This is a genomic window from Nesterenkonia sp. Act20 (genome assembly GCF_019173455.1).
Lineage (GTDB): Bacteria > Actinomycetota > Actinomycetes > Actinomycetales > Micrococcaceae > Nesterenkonia.
Genome location: NZ_JADPQH010000001.1, coordinates 1,805,786 through 1,827,897, shown reverse-complemented (window position 1 = coordinate 1,827,897; position 22,112 = coordinate 1,805,786). Strand labels below are relative to the sequence as shown.

Below are 22,112 nucleotides of genomic sequence, written 5' to 3'. Positions count from 1 at the left end.
GTCGGGTTTCACGTGAAACGGTCGCCGTGAAGACGTCCTACCTCACAGGCACTGTGCCCATGACGTCTTGAACTGGGAGCGCATCACCCTACGGGGCAATGACGCTCGGAGGCTAGCGTCGGATCACACTGTTTCACGTGAAACGGCGAATCCGCACTCGACCTGGGCGAGCGGGCGCGGGATCAGGAGCGCTGAACCAGTTCTGCCGCCGCTTCAAGATAGGCAAGCGCTCCCGTCGAAGATCGGTCATAGCTGATCACCGACTGCTGATATGAGGGGGCCTCTGAGATGCGCACGCTGCGCGGGATCACTGACTTGAGCACAGACTCCGGAAAATGCTCCCGGACCTCCTCCGCGACCTGCGACGCCAAGTTCGTCCGCCCGTCGTACATGGTCAGCAGAATGGTGGAGACCTTGAGCGGCGGGTTCAGATGCTTCTGGATCATACCGATATTGTTGAGCAGCTGGCTCAAGCCCTCGAGGGCGTAGTACTCGCACTGGATCGGGATCAAGACCTCTTGCGCCGCGACAAAGGCATTGACCGTGAGAAGCCCGAGGCTGGGAGGGCAGTCGATGAAGACAAAATCCAGTCGCTCAAGGCCGTGATCTTCTCGGTAGCGGTAGTACTCTGCCAACGCGCGTTGGAGACGCTGTTCGCGGGCCACCAGAGACACCAGCTCAATCTCTGCGCCGGCGAGATGGATGGTTGCTGGAACCACCTGTAGGCGAGCAATGTCTGGGCAGTCAGCCACGACGTCCGCGAGGGCGAAGTCCTCGATCAGCACGTCGTACACCGAATCGGTATCGGCCGAGTGCTCAACTCCCAACGCGGTCGAGGCATTGCCCTGCGGGTCGATGTCAATGACCAAGACGTTGAAACCCTGATCGGCCAGCGCTGCCGAGAGGTTGACCGTACTGGTGGTCTTTCCAACTCCACCCTTCTGATTCGAGACGGTGATTGCCCGAGTGTGATCCGGACGATCCAGCTCCGTAGAGACCAGTTTCTTGCGGCGCCGATTCTCGTCAGCCAGCTCTGCGGCCAGGGGAGAAGAGGCGGCGAACGAATCGAGGATCGAAGATCCTTCGGCCGCGCTGGCAGCGGCGCCGGCAGCCTTCGCAGTACCACTTGTTTCACGTGAAACACGGTTCTCTTGCACGCGCCACCTCTCCTTAGTCACGAGTCGTTCCTCCACGCCCGTCAGGCGTACTGGCAGCGCGCGCCGCCCGGGCATGCACGAGTCTAGGCCACCCGAGCGGCGCGGCGCCGGCAGCGAACCACCGTACTCGGCTCCTCGAGCAGTCCTTCGCCCAGCAGCTCAACGGTCGGTTTCTGCAGTTTGTACCGGCTGAAAGACTTGGACGCCGCTTCGATCTCGCTGTGCACACTCCGGCCCTTGAGCAGCAACAGCTCGCCATCATCGTCCAGCAGAGGAACAGTAAGGGGCAACAGTCGCTTAAGAGCTGTCACCGCTCGAGATGTGACGACGTCCGCCATCACCTCATCGGTGACTTCCTCCGCCCGAGCACGGATGAGCTGGACATTGTCCAGGTCGAGATCCTGCACCACTGTGCTCAGCCACTCAACTCGGCGCTCCATCGGTTCGATGAGGATGAATTCCACGTCAGGGCGCGCAATTGCGAGGGCAAGTCCAGGGAGTCCCGCCCCTGACCCCACATCGGCCACAGTAGTGTCGGCGGTGAGCTCCGGTGCCAGGATCGCGCAGTTGAGCACATGACGGGACCAGATGCGGGGTACTTCACGCGGCCCGAGCAGACCATGCTCGATTCCGGTGGAGCACAGGTGACCCACGTAGCGTTCGGCAAGATCCAGCCGGTCGCCGAATATCGCCGAGGCTGCTGCGCGTTCCGGTTCGGTGAGCTCAGGAGTCTGCTGCATCCCCTGGAGAGCATCCGCTGAGTCCCCCTCAGGGGAGCGAGTCTGCGGAGACTCTTCGTCCATAGAGGTGTCGCTCTCCGGCTGGTGTTCGCTCATGATGCTGAGATCACGACGTGGCGGCGTTTTCCTTCGCCCTCAGATTCGCTGATCAGCCCGGAGTCGGCGACGAAGTCGTGCACGATCTTCCGCTCGTAGGCGCTCATGGGTTCGAGGTGCACGTCCTCTCGGCGATCCTGAACCTTCGCGATCGCGTCCTCCGCGAGCTGCTTCAGCTCTGACTGACGACGGTCGCGATGTCCTGAGATGTCCAGCACGAGACGTGTCCGATCACCTGTGGCGGTCAGCACGGCCAGACGGGTCAGCTCTTGCAGGGCGTCGAGCACCTCGCCGTTGCGGCCGACCAGATCGTCGAGCTCGTCGCCGCCATCTTCCGTGAGGATCGAGACATAGGTTCGTCCACCTCGGACCTCGATATCGATGTCCCCGTCGAGGTCGACGATGTCGAGCAGCTCCTCGAGGTAATCTGCAGCAATATCGCCCTCGTCCGTGGCACCTTCTGCCGGGGGCTGCTCCTTCACCGCCTCGTCTGGCGCCTCAGAGTCATGGCCTGCCTGCTCCTTGGAGTCAGGTGCCGGCGACTCGACCGCGCCAGCGGGTGCTTCCTCGGCCTCGGCGGGGACAAGCTCCTGCTCTTCCCCGTCCGCCTGGCTCAGCTTCGTCTCATTCTCGCTCATGACTACTTCTTCCTCTTCTTCTTCTTCGCCGGCTGCGAGGTCTGGCCCAGATGCTTGCCAGTCGGCTTAGGCTGCTCCACGGGCTTCGCGGCCTCGTTGAACGGCGGGAGGCCGCGGGCGGAACGACGAAGGTTCAGCTCCTTCTCTGCCAGGGAGCCCGGTGTCGGGTTGTTCCGGATGACCCACCACTGCTGGCCCATGGTCCAGAAGTTCGTCGCCGTCCAGTAGACGAGCACACCCACGGGGAAGTTCACGCCGCCGACGACGAAGACCAGCGGAAGAACATAGAGCATCATCTTCTGGGTCTGTGCGAACTGCCCCGTCAGCGCAGCCTCAGACATGTTCTTGCTCATCAGCTGCTTCTGGGTGAAGAACTGGGTGGCCACCATCGTGACGATCATGATCGACGTCAGGATGACGACGTCCCAGCGCGTAGGGTCTGCGCTGAAGGAGGGCAGGAACATGTCCGACATGCTCACGCCGAAGATCGATGAGCCGTCGAAGCTCTGCACCTCATTGGCGCTGAGCGCACCGTAGCCCTGCTGCTGGTTCTGCTCCTCACGCATCCGATTGAGCATCCAGAAGAGCGCAAAGAAGATCGGCATCTGGGCCAGCAGCGGAAGACAGGTCATGAACGGATTGACGTTGTGCTTCTTGAACAACGCCTGCTGCTCCTGGGCCATCTGCTGGCGGGAGACAGCGTCCTTCTTGCCCTTGTACTTGGCCTGAAGCTTCTGCACCTCAGGCTGGATGATCTGCATCCCGCGCTGGGACTTGATCTGCTTGACGAACAGCGGGATCAAGATGATGCGGATCACGAGCACGAGCAGGACGATGGACAGAACCCAGTTCCATCCCGAGCTCTCAGGCAGCCCGATGGCCGACAGCAGGCCATGGAAGGTGCTGAGGATGAAGGAGACGGCCCAGGTGAAGGGCCACATGATTGTGTCGAAAAAGCCCATGTATCTCTCAGATGTAGTGGCCAGGCATCATGCCGAAGCAGCCTGCCGGCTCAAGGGTGAGGAGGACGTCAGTCATCATCACCGCGGGGAATCGGTGGGTGGTTTGTCTCTATGATCGTCGGTACTGCACCCTGCGGCCAAATCCTCGAACTGGCCGGCACCGGGTCCACCCCGCCTCCGGTGAACGGATTGCACCGCAGCACCCTCCACCCGGTGAGCGGAACTCCACGAATCACTCCGTGGGCCGTCACTGCTTCGAGCCCATATGCGGAACAGCTGGGATAGAAGCTGCAGACCTGCCCATACAGCGGCGAGATGACCTTTCGGTATCCCTTGATCAACAGGGCCAGCAACATCGACGGGCCCGCGCGAAACCAGCCCCAATACCCGCGGCGCAGCTGGGTCGCGTCGACACCCGTGGTGGGCAGTCCGGGAGTCTCACCTGGTGCCACGTAGTAGCTTGAATGCTTGACCCAATGGGATTCCGAAGAGCCGGACCCTTCCGGGAAGTCGAAGGCTCCACGCGAGGAGTCAGCGCTCACTGCTGGACCCGCCGCAGAGCAGTCTTGCGCAGCGCCCGCTGCGCGGCACCCTGCACAGCCGCACTCAGCTGCGCGTGGTCCAGGTCGACGATCTCTGGGAATGCCCGGATGACCATGTCCAACTGGCCTCCCTCGGGTGTTGCCAGAGCATCATCTCGCATGAGATCGAAGATGACGTGCCGCAGGCGTCGCTGGACACGATGCCGAACGACGGCGTTCCCTACGGCCTTGGAGACGACGAGCCCACACCGCCAGGGATCAGTTTCTGCAGCGGAACGCTGTGGAGCGATCCGCACAGCCACCAGCACGCCGCCGCCACCGGCGCGCGAGCCCTGCCGCATGGTGTCGCGATGATCGCGCGAGGAGGTGAGCCGGTGTTCTTTGGGGAGCACGGAGCTCGGCCTCCATTCGCTGCGTCCTGGTTGCTGCGGACTGTGCCTTCGGTAGCGGCACATGCGCACACCAGATGCACGAACGGCCCGCTCCCAATTCTGCGGGACGGGCCGTATGTGGGTCCAGATGCGGTGCACCGGAACCAGCTGACCGTGGGTCAGCGTGAATTGCTCTAGATCAGGCCGAAAGTTCCTTGCGGCCCTTGTTGCGACGCGTCGAGATGATCGACCGGCCGGCACGGGTGCGCATACGGGAACGGAAGCCGTGCTTGCGGCTGCGACGGCGGTTGCTCGGCTGGAAAGTCCGCTTGCTCACTGTGTACTCCCACTTGGATGGTTTGAAGTCATTCGGGCCCCGGACAAGTTCCTGCGTGCAGGCACGGCAGAACCGTGGGGCGACCTGTCAACACTAGGGTTTCCTCGGCGCGTCGTCAAGTCTGCCGGGGCAGCCTGTGCGCCATTGGCTGCCGCGCCACCGAGATCTATCGTAGTATCCCCGGCTGCCGCTGGGTCCGTGGAGGGACGAAACATGACTTCCGATCACCCTGTCATTCACGTGGAAGGTCTGGTCAAGAACTTCGGACGGGTGCGCGCTCTGGACGGCCTGTATCTCAGCGTCGCAGCCGGTGAAGTCCATGGTTTTCTCGGCCCCAATGGCGCTGGCAAATCGACGGCGCTGCGTGTGCTGCTGGGGCAGTTGCGAGCCGACTCTGGAATCGCACGGGTGTTCGGCGGGGACCCGTGGCGTGACGCCGTGGCACTGCACCGACGACTCGCCTACGTGCCGGGCGACGTCGAACTCTGGCCGAGCCTGACCGGCGGCGAAGTGATCGACCTGTTCCTGCGGTTGCGCAGCCGTGATGCGGGCGCCCGACATACGACGCGTCGCCGGGACGATCTCATCGAACGCTTCGATCTGGATGCACGCAAGAAGACGCGCACATATTCGAGGGGAAACCGCCAGAAGGTCGCACTGATCGCGGCTTTGGCCGCCGACGTCGACCTGCTGCTCCTCGACGAACCCACCTCCGGATTGGACCCCTCATGGAGGTGGTCTTCCAACAGGTCATCGCTGAGAGGACGGCCCAGGGCACGTCCGTCCTGCTGTCGAGTCACATCCTCGCGCAGGTGGAGGTGCTCTCAGACCGACTGTCGATCATTCGCGGCGGTCAGATCGTGGAATCTGGAAGCCTCGCAGAGCTTCGGCACATGACTCGCACCACGGTGGAGGTGGAGACGGAGCAGCTGCCGGAGAGACTGTCTGAGCTCGAGGGCGTCCACGAGATGCGCTTGGACCCGGGCTCGCGCCGCGCGGTCGTCGAGGTCGATGCGGAACATCTGGGGACGACGCTGCAGTATCTGACCTCCCTGGGGGTCCGCTCCCTCACAGCTCACCCGCCCACTCTTGAACAGCTGCTGATCCGCCACTATGGAGCCGTCGCTGGAGACCAGGTCGAGGGAGCGGATCCGAGGAGCACGTCCGGAAGCATCACTGCGGAGGCATCGTGAACACACTGTCGCGGTCGGTCCCCACGAGAACGAACTCCTCCGTCCAGGGACGTCTGAGCGGAACCGGGGTGCTGCTGCGTTTCATGCTGCGGCAGGATCGTCTCCGCCTGAGCCTCTGGGTCCTCGGAATCGGCCTGATGAGCTTCTACGTGGCCAATGCCGTCCAGGCCATCGTCAGCGACGAGGATGAGCTCGTGCAGATGGCCGGGGTGTTCACCGATCCGGTGGGCCGGCTCATGACCGGGCCGGCATACGGGATGGCGGAGCCCAGCTTCGAACGCTTCTACGCCGCCGGCTACGTGTTGTTCATCTATCTGCTGATCGCTTTGATGAGCATCTTCATTGTTGTTCGTCATACCCGGGGTGAAGAAGCGTCCGGCCGTGCGGAGCTGCTTCGAGCGAGTGTCCTGGGACGTCACGCGACGCTGGCGGCCGCTGTTTCGCTGGCCTTCCTGAGCAACGTCTGCGCAGCACTCCTGGTCCTGCTCGGGGCCCTCTCCGGTGGCTTCGCCGTCACCGGTTCCCTGCTTGTCGCGAGCTCGGGGGCCGCCGTCGGCCTGTTCTTCACCGCAGTCGGTGCCGTATCCGCCCAGCTGACCGAAGCCTCTCGCACCGCATCGGCCGCGGCAGGCTCGGTGCTCGGTCTGAGCTATCTGATCCGGATGGGTGGGGACGCTGCGGCAATCGGTGGCACGAGGCTTTCCTGGTTCTCCCCCCTCGGGTGGTCTCAACAGACCGCCCCCTACGTTCAGGACCGCTGGTGGCCGCTGCTGCTGCCAGCGCTCCTCGCGGTGGCAGCCCTGCTCTGGGCCTTCTTCCTGAGCACCCGCCGGGACCTCGGGGCAGGCCTGCTCCCCAGCAGACCCGGACCGGCGAGTGCCAGGCCCTCGCTGGGAACCCCCTTGGGCATCTCGCGGGAGAGTCTCCGCGGGGGTCTGCGCGGGTGGGGGCTTGCCCTTGTCCTGTGCGGGGCGATGTTCGGTGGCTATGCCCAGACCATGGTCGATTCTGCCGATGATCTGCCCGAACAGTTCCAGCGGGTATTCACCGGCGAATCCCTGATGCTCGGCTACCTGGCCTATATCAGCATCTTTCTGGCGATCTTCGTGGCTGCCGCAGGCGTGAGCGCGGTGCAACAGATCCGGGGTGAAGAATCGCAGGGTCGCGCCGCACTGATGCTCACGGCCCCGATGAGCCGAGGAAGCTGGCTTCTCGCCCACGTGATGGTCCTTCTGCTGGGCCTTGCCCTGATCCTGCTGCTCGTGGGCCTGGCGACCGGAGGTGCGGCGGCTTCTGTGCTCCATCAGGCCCGCGCGCAACACTTCGCCGACCTCCTTCTCGCCAGCCTGCATCAGGGTCCTGCGGTGCTGGCCGTCCTGGGACTGGTCGTCGCCGTCTTCGGCTGGGCACCCCGGTTCACTGGGGCCATTGGGTGGGTCGTGCTCGGTTATGCCGCGATCATGACAAACTTCGGACGACTCTTGGACCTGCCCCCCGTGATGCAGAACTTCAACGTCTTTTCTCACCTGTCCCAGTACCCGGTGGAACCTGTCACGTGGGCCCCTGTGCTCGTGCTGAGCCTGCTCGGTGTGGCCGGTCTCACGCTCGGCGTCATCGGCTGGCAGCGCCGGGAGGTCACCAGCGGATGAGCCGGGATGACGCGGGAGATCTCACTTTTCCCACAGCTCTCTCCACAGAAGCTGTGGAATACTATGTGCAGAATTTCGCCGATATCCACGAGGGGAGCAGCGTGCCTGCTGAGTCAGAGGTCGATGTGCCGCGCAAGTGGCAGCAGGTGCTTGCCGAGCTCCGAGAGAATCATGGCATCGCCGGCCTGCGGCTGACCGATGTCGGGCGGGCAGTGCCCCAGGGGGAGCAGCTTCTGGGCGAGACTCTGCTGCTCACCGTCGCCGTGCCCCATGAACGGGTGCGGGAGCTGATGCAGTCGACCCTGGCCGCTCAGCTCGGTGACGCGATGCGCACGGTCTTCGGCAAGGACGTCCTCTGTGCCTATGTCATCGACCCGGAGCTCGCGACGCGGCAGCGCGAACTCGGAATCGCACCGAGCGCGAACTCGGCGCCCTCGGCGGCTTCAGCCTCTTCCACTGCGGTCGATGATCTCTATCCCAGCGAAATCCCCACCGAGAACCCTCGACGCCGCCCGGACTCTGACACCTACGACCACCCGGAACGATCTGAGCTTCCCGACCGCCCGGAACGGGTCGGGATCGGTAGGAGCCGAGAACGGGACGAATTCGGCGAGCCCAGCTTCGCCCCCACAGACTATTCACAGTACGAACGCACTGCACAGCCACAGCGGGATGCACGACTGGCCGAGCGCCGTCCCCCCAGCCGACCAGCTCCACCGGCCTCCTTCACCGCGAGCGGCAGCGAGCACTACGAGACCTCCCGGCTGAATCCCCGATACACCTTTGACACGTTCGTCATCGGATCCTCCAACCGCTTCGCCCATGCAGCGGCGAATGCAGTCGCGGAAGCTCCCGCCAAGGCGTACAACCCGCTGTTCATCTATGGCGACTCGGGCCTGGGCAAGACGCACCTGCTGCACGCCATAGGCCATTATGCGCAGCGCCTCTACTCGGGGATCCGTGTGCGCTACGTGAACTCGGAAGAGTTCACCAACGACTTCATCAACTCGATCCGTGACGACGAAGGTGCAAGCTTCAAGCACCTCTACCGCAATGTCGACATCCTGCTGCTGGACGACATCCAGTTCCTCGCCGATAAAGAGCGCACCGTGGAAGAGTTCTTCCACACCTTCAACACCCTCTACAACAACAACAAACAGGTCGTGATCACCTCGGACCTGCCTCCCAAACGTCTCTCCGGGTTCGAAGAGCGGCTGAGATCCCGGTTCGAGCTGGGTCTCATCACCGACATCCAGCCCCCCGAGCTCGAGACCCGCATCGCGATTCTGCGCAAGAAGGCCACTGCCGAGAACTTCTCCTGCCCAGATGACGTCCTCGAGTACATCGGTTCGAAGATCTCCTCGAACATCCGTGAGCTGGAGGGGGCGCTGATCCGTGTCACCGCCTACGCCGCGTTGAACAAGCAGGAGGTGGACCTGGCGCTGGCGGAGCAGGTCATGCGCGACCTGATCTCCGACGACCACGCTCAGGAGATCACGGCCGACCAGATCATCAACGCCACGGCGGACTACTTCACGTTCAGCGTCGAGGAGCTGATCTCGAAGTCGCGGAACCGCAAGCTGGTCAATGCCCGGCAGATCGCGATGTACCTGCTGCGCGAACTCACGGAGATGTCCCTTCCCAAGATCGGACAGGCCCTCGGCGGTCGAGATCACACGACGGTCATGTACGCCGAGCGCAAGATCCGCGAACTCATGGCAGAACGCCGAGCGGTGTTCAACCAGGTCACGGAACTGACGAACAAGATCAAGCAGCAGCGGTAGCTCACCCGCGGTTGACCTTCGACCGAAGCATCACACGGCATCACGACGCTGGGTGAACAGCTGTGGACAAAGCAGTGCTCCACAACTCACACGCATGTCATTCCGCATAGAGCTTGGGATCAGCGGTACCCCTGCCACCGTATCTCCACAGGTTTTCCCACATATCCACAGGGTTCGGTGGAGTTCTCCAGGTTTTCGTTAACAGCTGTGGATAAAACGGTGCAGTATGCGGTGCACAAAGCGCTGACATTGGGGACTAGCGGGGTTTTCCTGGGGAGAGCCAACAATGAAGCTGTTGAAATCTCCACTGCCCGTACACAGCCCACACGAGAATCCTCCACCGCATGGTGCACAACGGGATCCGGCCAGACACCGACAAGCAGTGCCTTATCCACAGTTTCCACAACACCTGTTAACACTTCTGACCCTTAACCCTTTAAATGACAGAGAACAGTCACGCTCCGAAGCCGACGCCTCACCGAAAATCCCAGATCTTGTGGGCGAACACCTCCTTCGAGGCTCATATGGTGCTGGTCTCCATCCTTGCTAGCTTCTGCGGTTCGATTGCAGGTAAGCTCGACACTCGACACAACCCGCAGATGCTTGACATTCACCGACCCGGCTGTCGAAGCTCAACAAGGAAGGCAGGGATCAGTGGAGTTCACTGTTGAACGGGATGTTCTTTCAGAAGCGGTTTCCTGGGCCGCCCGTTCCCTCTCCCCTCGACCACCTGCACCGGTGTTGGCGGGTCTTCACATCACTGCAGCTGACCAGACAGTGACCATCTCAAGCTTCGATCACGAGATCTCTGCCCAGCTTCATATCGAGGCTGATGTCACTCAGCCGGGAACGATCCTCGTCTCCGGACGTCTGCTCAACGACATCGTGAAGTCCCTGCCGAATGCTCCCGTCACGGTGCAGCTGCAGGACTCTCGAGTGCAGCTGACCTGCCGGTCCTCAAAGTTCACCCTGTCCACGATGCCGGTGGACGAGTATCCAGAACTCCCAGGCATGCCCGAAATTGCAGGCACCGTAGATGGAGCCGCCTTTGCCCGTGCCGTCTCCCAGGTGATCACCGCTGCCTCGAAGGACGACACTCTCCCGATCCTCACTGGCGTGAAGGTCGAGATCGAGGGCGACACGATCACCTTCCTGGCCACTGACCGCTACCGCCTCGCAATGCGCGAGATCAACTGGTCACCCGCGGCGCCCGACACCTCCACCTCCGTGCTGATCAAGGCGAAGACGCTGAACGACGTCGCAAAGTCCCTCGCCGGCGCCGGTTCGCTGCAGATCGCCCTCTCCGAGTCCGCAGAACTGGTCGGGTTCTCCTCCGGAGGACGACGCACCACCTCGGTGCTGGTCGACGGGGACTACCCCAAGATCCGTCAGCTCTTCCCCGAGGACACCCCGATCCATGCGGTGGTCAATACCGCAGAATTCATCGAAGCCGCCCGCCGCGTCTCGCTGGTGTCTGAGCGCAACGGCCATGTGCGGCTGCAGTTCACCCAGGACAACGAGGTCATCCTCGACGCCGGAGTAGACGACGCGGCCTCCGCCTCGGAGGTCATCCCTGCCACGCTGAACGGTGAATCGATCACCGTGGGTTTCAACCCCGCGTACCTGAATGAGGGTCTCAACGTCATCGATTCAGAGTTCCTGCGCTTCTCCTTCGTCTCCGCGCCCAAACCCGCGATGATCACCGGACAGGCCGAAGCCGAGGGTGAGAAGTCCATCGATTTCCGGTATCTGCTGATGCCGGTGCGTCTGATCAACCAGTAGCTGCGGGCAGCCGAGGAGACCATGCGGCTGTCACAGCTCACACTCACCGACTTCCGCAGCTACGCGCACGCGCAGCTGCAGCTGCAGCCTGGGCCGAACGTCCTGTTGGGGTTCAACGGTGTGGGGAAGACCAACATCGCCGAGGCCATCGGCTATCTCTCCACGTTGAGCTCTCACCGGGTGAGTCAGGATGGGCCGCTCGTCCGTCATGGCGAGAAGCAGGCCATCATTCGCGCCGACGCCCATCGGGGCAGCCGGCAGGCCCTGCTCGAGGTCGAGATCAATCCGGGACGCAGCAATCGCGCTCGGATCAATCGCGGGAATCCGGTCCGTGCCACCGATGTGCTGGGCATACTGCGCACTGTGCTCTTCGCCCCGGAGGATCTGGAGCTGATCAAGTCAGGTCCCACGCTTCGGCGCAGGCTCTTCGATGATCTCGCGGTTCAGCTGCGGCCAGCGCTTGGGCGAGTGCGTCTGGACTACGAGAAGGTGCTCAAACAGCGCAATGCACTGCTCAAGTCCATCCGCCATGAGGGATTCACCTCTACCCATGAAGCCACGCTCGCGGTCTGGGACCATCAGCTCTCCGAGGCCGGTTCCCAGCTGCTCAAGGCGCGCCTGGAGATGCTCACTGCACTGCGTCCCCATGTGGCCACGGCCTACGAGCAGCTCTCCGGGAGTGTGCGCACCGCGAGGGTGCAATATATGAGCTCACTGGAGGAGGATCTCCCCCAGGACTCGCCCTTCGAGGCCGGAGCGGGCGTCCCTGGTGACGCTTCCAGGCCCGATGTCTCGGCCTTGGAGAGCCTCACCCGCCACGAGCTGGCAGGCCTGATGCTGCAGCGGCTGCAGAGTTCTCGACGGGCCGAGCGGGACCGCGCGATGACCCTGGTGGGCCCGCATCGTGACGATGTGAACTTCAGCCTGGACCAGGTGCCGGTGAAGGGATTCGCCTCCCATGGCGAGACCTGGTCCTTTGCATTGGCCCTGCGGCTCGGTGCCTACCGGGTGATGGTCGATGACGATCCCGAGGAGGGTGCCCGACCGGTGCTGATCCTTGACGACGTCTTCGCAGAGCTGGATGCGCGCCGTCGTCGTCGTCTTGCCGAACTCGCCGCCGAGGCCGAGCAGCTGATCGTGACGGCCGCAGTGGACGACGACGTGCCCGAGGCTCTGCTGGGCAATGCGCTGCGGGTCGAATCGGTGGACCAGATCAGCCAGGTGTCAGCCCATGAGCAGCCTTGACGATCGGCTCCAGGATCACGAGGACGCCGCCAAGATTCTGTTGGCAAGGATGCGCGCCGCAGCGAAGGGACGTGGCGAACATCGGCTCCGCGGCACCCCCAAGGGCACCTCGCTGGCGGGAGATCCGCGCAGCAGCAGCTCGGACAAGCAGAAGCGAGCCGCGGCGGCGGGCCCCCGGTCTGCTGATCGGCGAGATCCCAACCTGCTCGGCGGCGTGGTCGACGGACTGATCAAGACTCGAGGCTGGAGCTCTCCGGTGGCGGTGGGGTCGGTCGTTGCTCGCTGGGAGCAGCTGGTCGGCACCGCGATCGCCGAGCACTGCAAGCCGGAGAAGTTCGAGAACGGGGTGGTGGAGGTGATCTGTGATTCCTCGGCCTGGGCGACGAATCTGAAGCTGATGCAGCCCCAGCTCATGGACGTGTTCAACCGCGAGCTCGGGCCAGGGATCGTGACCGGGCTGAGCATCCGGGGTCCGCAGGCGCCGAGCTGGAAGAAGGGCCTGTACTCCGTGCGCGGCAGGGGGCCGCGCGACACCTACGGCTGAGTCCACAGCAGGCCGCGTCCGCAGCGACCGGAGCGGCGGCGGCCCGAATCGCCAGGCTGCGATATGCCGCACTGGGGACCACAGGGTGGAACCGATCCCTACCGGGATGCCTCCGAATTGCTTCCAGGCCCCTTCGCTGGTCTCCAGACGTGAGATCTATGCCCTCAGAGCGGCCGAAAAATGCAGATTTGGCCTCAGAGCGCGGTAGACTGGAACAACGGCCCGAGAGCATCCGCCACTCGGGCTGGTCTGTGTCATGACAAGGTCAGCTTCCACGACCTTCCCGGCGACTCAAGGAGACGGCATAGCCCGTGACCTCGGCTAACGAGAACAAGCAGCACCAGGGCACCTACGGCGCCTCGGACATCACCGTCCTGGAGGGCCTGGAAGCAGTCCGCAAGCGTCCCGGCATGTACATTGGCTCCACCGGAGCGCGTGGCCTGCACCACCTGGTCTATGAAGTCGTCGACAACTCTGTCGATGAGGCCCTGGCCGGCTACTGCTCGCACATCCAGGTCGCGCTGCAGGAGGACGGCGGCGTGCGCGTCGAGGATGACGGACGCGGCATCCCTGTGGACATGCACCCCAAGGAGGGGCGCCCCACGGTCGAGGTCGTGATGACCGTGCTGCACGCGGGCGGCAAGTTCGGCGGCAGCGGCTACGCGGTCTCCGGGGGCCTGCACGGCGTGGGCATCTCTGTGGTCAACGCGCTCTCCTCCAAGGTCCGCACCACTGTGCGGCGACAGGGCTACGAGTGGAGCATCGGCTTCGGCAACGGCGGCGAGACCACCCATGAGCTGACCCGCGGAGCTGAGACCGAGGCCACCGGCACCACCCAGATCTTCTTCCCCGATCCGCAGATCTTCGAGAGCACCGAGTTCGACTTCGAGACGCTGCGTGCCCGGTTCCAGCAGATGGCCTTCCTGAACAAGGGCCTGCGCATCACTCTGCGCGACGAGCGCAACATCGCGGGCAACGAGGTGGTCCACGACGAGATCCTCGAGGGACATCACGAGGAGGAGGCGGCAGCCGAGCTGGAGCCCACAGAGGCCGGTGGCGGCCATGACGGCATCGTCGAGACCTCCAAGGGCCGGGTCGTCGTCTACCAGTACGACGCCGGACTGCTCGACTACGTCAATCACCTCAACGCCACGAAGCGCGCCGAACACGTCCACGACGACGTCATCGCCTTCGAGGCTGAGGACACCGAGCGTGGCATGGCCGCGGAGCTCGCGATGCAGTGGACCTTGTCCTACTCGGAATCGGTGCACACCTATGCCAACACGATCAACACCCACGAGGGCGGCACCCACGAAGAGGGCTTCCGCGCCGCGATGACCACGTTGATCAACAAGTACTCGCGCGACAAGCAGATCCTGCGTGAGAAGGACGACAACCTCACCGGCGAGGACATCCGTGAGGGACTGACCGCCGTGATCTCGGTGAAGCTGCGCGAGCCGCAGTTCGAGGGTCAGACCAAGACCAAGCTGGGCAACACCGAGGCGCGCGGATTCGTCCAGCGCGTGGTCAACGACTACCTCGGTGACTGGTTGGAGCGTAACCCGGGCCCCGCCCGAGACATCGTGCGCAAGGCCCAGTCCGCCGCGCACGCCCGCGTGGCCGCCCGCAAGGCCCGTGAGAATGCTCGGCGCAAATCGCCCCTGGAGACCATGGGCATGCCCGGCAAGCTGGCCGACTGCTCCTCCAAAGACCCCTCCGAGTCCGAGATCTACCTGGTCGAGGGCGATTCGGCCGGCGGTTCGGCCAAGCGCGGCCGCGACCCGCGCACCCAGGCGATCCTTCCGCTGCGCGGGAAGATCCTCAACGTGGAGCGCGCCCGGCTGGACCGAGCCATGGGCAACCAGGAGGTCCAGTCGATGATCACCGCCTTCGGCACCGGCATCGGCGAGGACTTCGACCAGACCAAGCTGCGCTATCACAAGATCGTGCTGATGGCCGATGCTGATGTGGACGGACAGCACATCACCACCCTCATGCTGACCCTGCTCTTCCGCTATATGCGACCGCTGATCGAGCATGGCAACGTCTTCCTGGCCCAGCCGCCGCTGTACAAGATCAAATGGCAGTCCGGCCCCATGGACTATGTCTACACCGATGCCGAACGCGACAAGGCGCTGACCGAGGGCCGCGCCAAGGGCCGCAAGCTGCCCAAGGAGCTCGGTATCCAGCGCTATAAGGGCCTGGGTGAGATGGACTACTCGGAGCTGTGGGAGACCACCATGGACCCCGAGCACCGCACGCTGCTTCAGGTCTCCATGGAAGACGCCGCTGCCGCTGATGAGGTGTTCTCCATCCTCATGGGTGAAGACGTCGAATCCCGCCGCGGATTCATCCAGCAGAACGCCAAGGACGTCCGCTTCCTCGACATCTGATCCGCTGCACGCCCCGCAGGCCGCAGCCCGAGCTCAGATGCCGAATTCCGCATAAGGGAGAACACCACACGTGAGTGACAACACCGAAGAACCCCAGGATCCGCAGGGCGGTCCCAGTGAGGCCGTGGAGGGCGTCGTCGTCGACGACATCGTGACCCACGACCGGATCCGGCAGATCGATCTCCAGACCGAGATGAAGCGGTCCTACCTGGACTACGCGATGGCCGTGATCGTCGGCCGCGCGCTGCCCGACGTCCGCGACGGGCTCAAGCCCGTGCACCGTCGCGTGCTCTACGCGATGTACGACGGCGGCTACCGCCCGGACCGCTCCTTCAACAAGTGCGCGCGCGTGGTCGGCGACGTGATGGGCAACTATCACCCGCACGGCGACTCGGCGATCTACGACGCCCTGTCCCGGCTGATCCAGGACTGGGTCATGCGTTACCCGCTGGCCACCGGCCAGGGCAACTTCGGCAACCCCGGCGACGACGGCCCTGCCGCCCCGCGTTATACCGAGACCAAGATGGCCCAGCTGGCCATGGAGATGGTCCGGGACATCAACGAGAACACCGTCGACTTCCAGGACAACTATGACGGCAAGCAGCAGGAGCCCGTCGTCCTGCCGTCTCGCTTCCCGAACCTGCTGGTCAACGGCTCTTCCGGCATTGCGGTGGGTATGGCCACTAATATTCCTCCGCATAACCTGCGCGAGGTCGCCGATGGCGTGAAGTGGTACCTGCAGAACCCGCAGGCTTCCCGCGAGGAGCTCCTCGAGGCGCTGCTGCAGCGGATCAAGGGACCCGACTTCCCCACCGGAGCGCAGATCCTGGGCACCCGCGGGATCGAAGAGGCCTACCGCACCGGCCGCGGCTCGATCACCATGCGCGCAGTGGTCAACGTCGAGGAGATCCAGGGCCGCACCTGCCTGGTCGTCACCGAGCTGCCGTACCACGCGAACCCCGACAACCTGGCCCGGAAGATCGCACTGCTGGTCAAGGACGGCAAGGTCTCCGGCATCGCGGATCTGCGCGACGAGTCCTCCGGACGCACCGGCCAGCGCCTCGTCGTCGTGCTCAAGCGCGACGCCGTGGCCAAGGTGGTCCTGAACAACCTCTATAAGCACACCCAGCTGCAGGAGAACTTCTCCGCGAACATGCTTGCCCTGGTGGACGGCATTCCACGTACGCTGAGCCTGGACGCCTTCGTGCACCACTGGGTGACCCATCAGATCGACGTCATAGTCCGGCGCACCCAGTTCCGCCTGGACAAGGCTCAGCGCGAGGCCCACATCAAGGTGGGTCTGCTCAAGGCGCTCGACGACCTGGACCGCGTGATCTCCACGATCCGTGCCTCCTCCACCGTCGAAGAGGCCCGACAGAACCTCAAGGCTCTGCTGGACATCGACGACGATCAGGCCCAGGCCATCCTCGATATGCAGCTGCGCAAACTCGCCGCTCTTGAGCGGCAGCGCCTGCAGGATGAGTACGACGAGCTGATGACCATGATCGCCGACTTCCAGGACATCCTCGCCTCTGAGGACCGGCAGCGCCGGATCATCAGCGCCGAGCTGGACACGATCGTGGACAAGCACGGCGATGACCGACGCACGCATATCCAGCTCGGCTACGACGGTGACATGTCCATGGAGGATCTGATCCCCCAGGAGGATGTGGTCGTCTCGATCACCCGCGATGGCTACGTCAAGCGGACCAAGATCGACAACTACCGGGCCCAGCACCGCGGCGGCAAGGGCGTCCGAGGAGCCCAGCTGCGTACCGATGACATCGTGGAGCACTTCTTCGTGACCACCACGCATCACTGGATCCTGTTCTTCACCAACCTCGGACGGGTCTACCGCACCAAGTGCTACGACCTGATGGAGTCAGGCCGCGATTCCAAGGGCCAGCATGTGGCGAACATCGTGGCCTTCCAGCCCGATGAGTACATCGCCGGGGTGCTGCCGCTGCGCACCTACGAGGACGCCCCGTACCTGGTGCTTGCAACCAAGCGCGGCCTGGTGAAGAAGACGGTGCTCACCGACTACGACACCCCCCGTCAGGCTGGTGTGATCGCCATCAACCTGCGTGAAGATGACGAGCTGGTCTCCTCCAAGCTCGTCTCCGCGGAGGACGACCTGATGCTGGTCTCCCGCAAGGGCCAGTCGCTGCGCTTCACCGCCACCGACGAGGCGCTGCGTCCCATGGGACGTGCCACCTCGGGTGTGACCGGCATGAAGTTCCGCGAGGAGGACGAGCTGCTCGCCGCCGATGTGATCACCGAGAATTCCTATGTCTTCGTGGTGACCGAGGCCGGTTACGCCAAGCGCTCCGACGTCAGCGAGTACCGGGTGCAGGGCCGCGGAGGCCTGGGAATCAAGGTCGGCAAGCTGGTGGAGGATCGCGGCGACTTGGTCGGTGCCATGGTCGTCGAGGACGACGACGAGGTGCTCGTCGTCATGGAGTCCGGCATGGTGGTGCGCTCGCCCGTCTCCGGCGTACCCTCCAAGGGACGCGACACCATGGGGGTCATCTTCGCGAAGCCACGCAAGAAGGATCGGATCCTCAAGGTGGCACGAAGCTCCGGAGTCGCGCTGGCCGCGACCGGTGAGGTTGAGGCGGTTGAGGCACCAGAATCCGAGACACCGGAGGCCGGCCCAGGCTCGGCTGACAGCCCAGACTCCGCCGATGCAGTAGCGTTGGTCCCTGATGAAGCGGACCGAGATGAAGCGGACCGAGAGAACGCCTGATGGAGGTCTTCAGTGAGCGCAAGCAACGGCGCAGGTAATTCAGGGAGCCAATCGGGCTCTTCCGCGGCGCGTCCGGCCAACCGGTTCCCCGCGCCGCGGCCCCGCGCCCAGGCAGCTGGGGGGGCCACCACGGCGAATCGACCGCAGAATGCTCCGGCGGGCACCGCAGGTGCTCGTCCCACGGCGGGTTCGCGTCCGCCGCAGACTCGCCCCGTGGCGGGTCAGCGTCCGACCGGGTCCCGCCCTCAACCGGGGCTCGTGAGACCCACGCCCAAGGCCAAGGTGCGCAAGGCGCGGCTGCTGATCTCCAAGGTCGACCCTTGGTCGGTGCTGAAGATGAGCTTCCTGCTCTCGGTGGCGCTCGGGATCATGACCGTGGTCGCTGCGGTCACCCTGTGGTCGGTGATGGATGTGACCGGCATCTTCAACCGGGTCAATGAGCTGCTCGGCCAGATCCTCGGCACCGAGGGCGGCGGGGGGACCTTCCGGGTGGAGGAGCTGGTCACCATCGGACAGGTCGCCTCCTTCGCCACGATCATCGCGGTGATCAATGTGGTGCTGCTGACGGTCCTCTCCATGCTGGCCGCTGTGCTCTACAACCTCTCCGCCTCCCTGGTGGGCGGGGTCGGGGTCACGCTGACCGACGACTGAGTCTGCTCCTGGGACGGGCGCTGTCCTGCGCCGGTCGGCAGGCCGTCGATTTGGTCCGGCCGAGGTCAGCGATGTAATGTGTAGTGGTCGTCCTGATGAGGATGACGCACCTTTTATGAGGTGTCGGGGGCGTATAGCTCAGGCGGTTAGAGCGCATCGCTGATAACGATGAGGTCGGAGGTTCAAGTCCTCCTACGCCCACCCCGGACTCCAGGAGGAAGCGATGAAGCGCATTGTGCTGATGGCTTTCTCGGTGGCGGGAATCCTCGGTTATCGCCAGTGGCGACGGGCTGAGGATGCTCGAAAAGTTTGGTCTCGGGCCACAGATTCCGTCTGATAGCCTGAGGAAAATCTGGGGGCATGGCGCAATTGGTAGCGCACCTGCTTTGCAAGCAGGGGGTTAGGGGTTCGAGTCCCCTTGCCTCCACCGGATGAGAACACGCTGAAGAAAACGGCTCCTCGCACCTCTTGGTGGGAGGGGCCGTTTTTCTCTCTGCATCGGCGGGGCCGGCTTCGGTGCTGTGCAGACCATCCGGCTCCGAACCCCGTTCGGCTATGATTTGCCATGAGCAGCCATCCACACGACTGAAGAGGTGCCTCACACAGGTGTACGACTTACCAAGCGCAGTACTTGATCGCCGACGACACCGTCCCCCGAGTACTGCGAATGAAGGTCATACCGACCGCCGCAGCGCCGCAATGGTGGTCGCCCGGTGATCGCCCTCCTGCTCCTGCTCCTCGGCATTGTGCTGATCCTGCTGATCATCGCGGCCAACGGCTATTTCGTGGCCCAGGAGTTCGCCTACATGTCGGTGGATCGCAATCGTCTGCGCTCCATGGCCGCCGGCGGCGACAAGTCCGCTCAGCGCGCACTCGATGTCACCGGACGCACCTCGTTCATGCTCTCGGGTGCCCAGCTCGGCATCACCGTCACCGGCCTCATGGTCGGCTATGTCGCGGAGCCGCTGGTGGGCGAAGGTCTGGGCGAGCTGCTCGGCGGCGTCGGCATCCCTGCAGCACTGGGCATCACCATCGGCACGATCATTGCGCTGGCGGTCTCCACCGTGGTGCAGATGATCTTCGGGGAACTCTTTCCGAAGAACTATGCGATCGCCAACCCCACGCCGCTGGCTCTCGGGCTGGCTCGCTCCACCAAGTTCTACCTCGGTGCGTTCGGCTGGCTCATCGCCATCTTCGACTTCGCGGCCAATGCGCTGCTAAAGCTGCTGCGGATCGAGCCGGTCCACGACGTCGAGTCCAGTGCCACCGCGAAGGATCTGGAACACATCGTCTCCAGCTCGCACGAGAGCGGCGACCTCGCCGAAGAGATGTACCTGACGCTGGATCGGATCCTGGACTTCCCGGAGCACGACGTGGAACACGCGATGGTTCCCCGCTCCCGCACCGGTCTGATCCATCCCGACACCACTCTGGGGGAGATCCGCACCCTGATGGCGGAGGAGCATACCCGCTACCCCGTGGTGGACACCCACGATGAGCCCGTCGGAGTCGTACATATGGTGGACCTGCTCGGCAGCGACCTCTCCGATGACCTGCCCGCGTCTGAGCTCATGCGCACACCGGTCATCGTGCCCACACTGATGCCGCTCCCCGATGCCGTGCGCACGCTGCGCGACGCCAATGCCAAGCTCGCCTGTGTCATCGACGAATACGGTGGCTTCACCGGCGTGGTGACCATGGAAGACCTGGCCGAGGAGATCCTCGGCGACATCACCGATGAGCACGACGACGAGGCGCCGAGCGGGATCGAACCCGTGGAAGAGAACTTCTGGCGCGTGGATGGTGATCTGCACCTTGATGAGGTGGAGCGCGTCATCGGACGCAGCTTCCCCGAGGGCGACTATGAGACCCTCTCCGGCCTGCTGATGGCCCAGGAGGGCTCGCTGCTGACCGAAGGGCAGGAGGTTCGCGTGGAGCTGCCGGCAGATCCGGCGGACTACGCCGAATCCTCACCACCGCGCCGCTGGCTCGACGTGACGGTGCTCAGCGTCGATCGACATGTCCCAGAATCCGTCCACCTTCGCCTCGGCGAAGAGTCTGAGGAGGAACGATGAGCGACTGGCTGATTCCACTGGTGGCCACTGTCGGCATCATCATCATCTCCGCCTTCTTCGTGATCCTTGAGTTCGCGCTGCTTGCCGCTCGGCGGCACCGGTTGGAGGAGTCGGCAGAGCACAGCCGCTCCTCACGTGCAGCCCTGCGCGGGCTCAACGAGCTCACCGTCATGCTCGCGGGTGCACAGCTGGGCATCACCGCCTGCACGTTTGCGCTCGGTGCTGTTAGCAAGCCGGCGGTGCACTACGCGCTGACGCCGATCTTCGAATCCTGGAGCCTGCCCTACTGGGCTGCGGACGCCCTGGCCTTCGCCCTGGCTCTGCTGCTGATGACCTTCCTGCACCTGGTGGTCGGGGAGATGGCTCCGAAGTCTTGGGCCATCGCTCATCCCGAGCGAGCCGCGAAGCTCGTGGCACTGCCTGCTCAGATCATCCTCTGGGTCTTCAGACCCCTGCTGCTGTGGATCAACAGCATTGCCAACCGGCTTGTCTCGGCCAGCGGGATCACCCCGGTGGATCGTGCGGCAGCCGGCGGGTACGACTCCGAGACCATCAGGCATCTGGTGGAGCACTCCACGCAGACCGGTGCCCTGGACGAGGCCTCTGCCTCGCAGATCTCCCGGGTCATCGACCTGGAGACTCTCACAGTGGACGACGTCATCGCGGGGCGCACCCGGCAGGAGACCACGACGGTCCCCGCCGGTGCCACCGCCGCTGATGTGCAGGCGGCGGCCCGCAGGACGGGGCATCTTCGGGTGCTGATCATTCCGGAGACGGGCACAGACCCGCTGGTGGTCCATGTGCGCGACACCCTGACCGTGGAGCCGACGCACCCGGTCAGCGAACTCGCACGGCCGGCACTGGTGGTTCCCATGGGTGCCTCGGTCTATCAGGCCTTCCAGAGCATGCGTGAGGCTGGCGAGCAGCTCGCGGTCGTGTATTCAGACACCGGACTCGCCGGGGCGATCACCTGGAACGACATCCTCAAGCGGATGTGGCCCACGATGGAGGAGCAGTGGAACGGATCAACCGCTGCCCAGGTCCGCCAGCAGGGCGCCGCCGCGCGACAGTAGCAGACCCTGGCTCAACCAGGACAGAGATGCCGGATCCACCGACGCGTGGGTCCGGTATCTTTGGTTCGTGACCTGGAGCAGACAAAGCTGTCCACAGGGTTTATCCACAGTGTGCATAAGTTACATGCGTGTAT

17 protein-coding genes, 2 tRNA genes and 1 pseudogene are annotated in these 22,112 nt (G+C 63.9%); 13 read left to right on the top strand and 7 right to left on the bottom strand.

The window, feature by feature from the left end; translation table 11 throughout:
* Window positions 1-182: 182 nt before the first annotated feature.
* The 7 genes from IY716_RS08410 to rpmH all read right to left on the bottom strand — a co-directional run bounded on the left by IY716_RS08410 (window position 183) and on the right by rpmH (window position 4,843).
* Window positions 183-1,232 (bottom strand): ParA family protein, encoded by a 1,050-nt coding sequence (locus IY716_RS08410; RefSeq protein WP_255316475.1) that lies wholly within the window; start codon window positions 1,230-1,232, stop codon window positions 183-185.
* An 8-nt stretch (window positions 1,233-1,240) separates the two neighbouring features.
* Window positions 1,241-1,897 (bottom strand): 16S rRNA (guanine(527)-N(7))-methyltransferase RsmG, encoded by a 657-nt coding sequence (rsmG, locus tag IY716_RS08405; protein WP_218221486.1) that lies wholly within the window; start codon window positions 1,895-1,897, stop codon window positions 1,241-1,243.
* Between the two features lie 92 nt (window positions 1,898-1,989).
* Window positions 1,990-2,631, bottom strand: coding sequence for a R3H domain-containing nucleic acid-binding protein (locus tag IY716_RS08400; protein ID WP_218221085.1), 642 nt, complete (start codon window positions 2,629-2,631; stop codon window positions 1,990-1,992).
* Between the two features lie 2 nt (window positions 2,632-2,633).
* Complete coding sequence (yidC, locus tag IY716_RS08395; RefSeq protein WP_218221084.1) at window positions 2,634-3,593, bottom strand: membrane protein insertase YidC; 960 nt, start codon at window positions 3,591-3,593, stop codon at window positions 2,634-2,636.
* A 68-nt stretch (window positions 3,594-3,661) separates the two neighbouring features.
* Window positions 3,662-3,949 (bottom strand): membrane protein insertion efficiency factor YidD, encoded by a 288-nt coding sequence (yidD, locus tag IY716_RS08390; protein ID WP_218221485.1) that lies wholly within the window; start codon window positions 3,947-3,949, stop codon window positions 3,662-3,664.
* Between the two features lie 182 nt (window positions 3,950-4,131).
* Window positions 4,132-4,527: a ribonuclease P protein component gene (rnpA, locus tag IY716_RS08385; RefSeq protein ID WP_369699642.1), complete on the bottom strand. Its 396-nt coding sequence runs from the start codon at window positions 4,525-4,527 to the stop codon at window positions 4,132-4,134.
* Window positions 4,528-4,705: 178 nt separating this feature from the next.
* Window positions 4,706-4,843, bottom strand: a complete 138-nt coding sequence (gene rpmH, locus IY716_RS08380; RefSeq protein ID WP_192591653.1) for a 50S ribosomal protein L34 — start codon at window positions 4,841-4,843, stop codon at window positions 4,706-4,708.
* A gap of 213 nt (window positions 4,844-5,056) precedes the next feature.
* Between rpmH and IY716_RS08375 the strand changes: the two are divergent.
* The 13 genes and pseudogenes from IY716_RS08375 (at window position 5,057) to IY716_RS08315 (ending at window position 21,978) form a co-directional block, all read left to right on the top strand.
* Window positions 5,057-6,036: pseudogene (locus IY716_RS08375) on the top strand (ABC transporter ATP-binding protein).
* Complete coding sequence (locus tag IY716_RS08370; protein ID WP_218221082.1) at window positions 6,033-7,685, top strand: hypothetical protein; 1,653 nt, start codon at window positions 6,033-6,035, stop codon at window positions 7,683-7,685. Before IY716_RS08375 ends, IY716_RS08370 begins: the two are co-directional and overlap by 4 nt.
* Window positions 7,682-9,469: a chromosomal replication initiator protein DnaA gene (gene dnaA / locus IY716_RS08365; RefSeq protein WP_304413975.1), complete on the top strand. Its 1,788-nt coding sequence runs from the start codon at window positions 7,682-7,684 to the stop codon at window positions 9,467-9,469. Before IY716_RS08370 ends, dnaA begins: the two co-directional genes overlap by 4 nt.
* 654 nt (window positions 9,470-10,123) lie before the next feature.
* Window positions 10,124-11,251 carry a DNA polymerase III subunit beta gene (gene dnaN / locus IY716_RS08360; RefSeq protein WP_218221081.1) on the top strand — a complete coding sequence of 376 codons (1,128 nt, stop codon included), beginning with the start codon at window positions 10,124-10,126 and terminating at the stop codon, window positions 11,249-11,251.
* Window positions 11,252-11,272: 21 nt separating this feature from the next.
* The gene (gene recF, locus IY716_RS08355; protein WP_218221080.1) at window positions 11,273-12,496 is read left to right on the top strand and encodes a DNA replication/repair protein RecF; all 1,224 of its coding nucleotides are present in this window, start codon (window positions 11,273-11,275) and stop codon (window positions 12,494-12,496) included.
* Window positions 12,483-13,040: a DUF721 domain-containing protein gene (locus tag IY716_RS08350; RefSeq protein ID WP_218221079.1), complete on the top strand. Its 558-nt coding sequence runs from the start codon at window positions 12,483-12,485 to the stop codon at window positions 13,038-13,040. Before recF ends, IY716_RS08350 begins: the two co-directional genes overlap by 14 nt.
* A gap of 311 nt (window positions 13,041-13,351) precedes the next feature.
* Window positions 13,352-15,433: a DNA topoisomerase (ATP-hydrolyzing) subunit B gene (gene gyrB / locus IY716_RS08345; RefSeq protein ID WP_218221078.1), complete on the top strand. Its 2,082-nt coding sequence runs from the start codon at window positions 13,352-13,354 to the stop codon at window positions 15,431-15,433.
* Window positions 15,434-15,503: 70 nt separating this feature from the next.
* A complete protein-coding gene (gene gyrA / locus IY716_RS08340; protein WP_218221077.1) occupies window positions 15,504-18,179 on the top strand; it encodes a DNA gyrase subunit A in 2,676 nt (891 codons plus the stop codon).
* Window positions 18,180-18,191: 12 nt separating this feature from the next.
* Window positions 18,192-18,830 (top strand): DUF3566 domain-containing protein, encoded by a 639-nt coding sequence (locus tag IY716_RS14035; RefSeq protein ID WP_218221076.1) that lies wholly within the window; start codon window positions 18,192-18,194, stop codon window positions 18,828-18,830.
* 127 nt (window positions 18,831-18,957) lie between these two features.
* A tRNA-Ile gene (locus tag IY716_RS08330) sits at window positions 18,958-19,031 on the top strand.
* A 153-nt stretch (window positions 19,032-19,184) separates the two neighbouring features.
* Window positions 19,185-19,257, top strand: a tRNA-Ala gene (locus IY716_RS08325).
* 286 nt (window positions 19,258-19,543) lie between these two features.
* The gene (locus IY716_RS08320; RefSeq protein WP_369699641.1) at window positions 19,544-20,905 is read left to right on the top strand and encodes a hemolysin family protein; all 1,362 of its coding nucleotides are present in this window, start codon (window positions 19,544-19,546) and stop codon (window positions 20,903-20,905) included.
* Window positions 20,902-21,978, top strand: a complete 1,077-nt coding sequence (locus IY716_RS08315; protein WP_218221075.1) for a CNNM domain-containing protein — start codon at window positions 20,902-20,904, stop codon at window positions 21,976-21,978. Before IY716_RS08320 ends, IY716_RS08315 begins: the two co-directional genes overlap by 4 nt.
* The last annotated feature ends 134 nt before the right edge of the window (window positions 21,979-22,112 follow it).

Bases quoted from the DNA above. Each gene is read 5' to 3' on its own strand.
- IY716_RS08410 (WP_255316475.1), bottom strand. From the start codon at position 1,232: ATGCCCGGGCGGCGCGCGCTGCCAGTACGCCTGACGGGCGTGGAGGAA.
- rsmG (WP_218221486.1), bottom strand. From the start codon at position 1,897: ATGCAGCAGACTCCTGAGCTCACCGAACCGGAACGCGCAGCAGCCTCG.
- IY716_RS08400 (WP_218221085.1), bottom strand. From the start codon at position 2,631: ATGAGCGAGAATGAGACGAAGCTGAGCCAGGCGGACGGGGAAGAGCAG.
- yidC (WP_218221084.1), bottom strand. From the start codon at position 3,593: ATGGGCTTTTTCGACACAATCATGTGGCCCTTCACCTGGGCCGTCTCC.
- yidD (WP_218221485.1), bottom strand. From the start codon at position 3,949: ATGTTGCTGGCCCTGTTGATCAAGGGATACCGAAAGGTCATCTCGCCG.
- dnaA (WP_304413975.1), top strand. From the start codon at position 7,682: ATGAGCCGGGATGACGCGGGAGATCTCACTTTTCCCACAGCTCTCTCC.
- recF (WP_218221080.1), top strand. From the start codon at position 11,273: ATGCGGCTGTCACAGCTCACACTCACCGACTTCCGCAGCTACGCGCAC.
- IY716_RS08350 (WP_218221079.1), top strand. From the start codon at position 12,483: ATGAGCAGCCTTGACGATCGGCTCCAGGATCACGAGGACGCCGCCAAG.
- IY716_RS08315 (WP_218221075.1), top strand. From the start codon at position 20,902: ATGAGCGACTGGCTGATTCCACTGGTGGCCACTGTCGGCATCATCATC.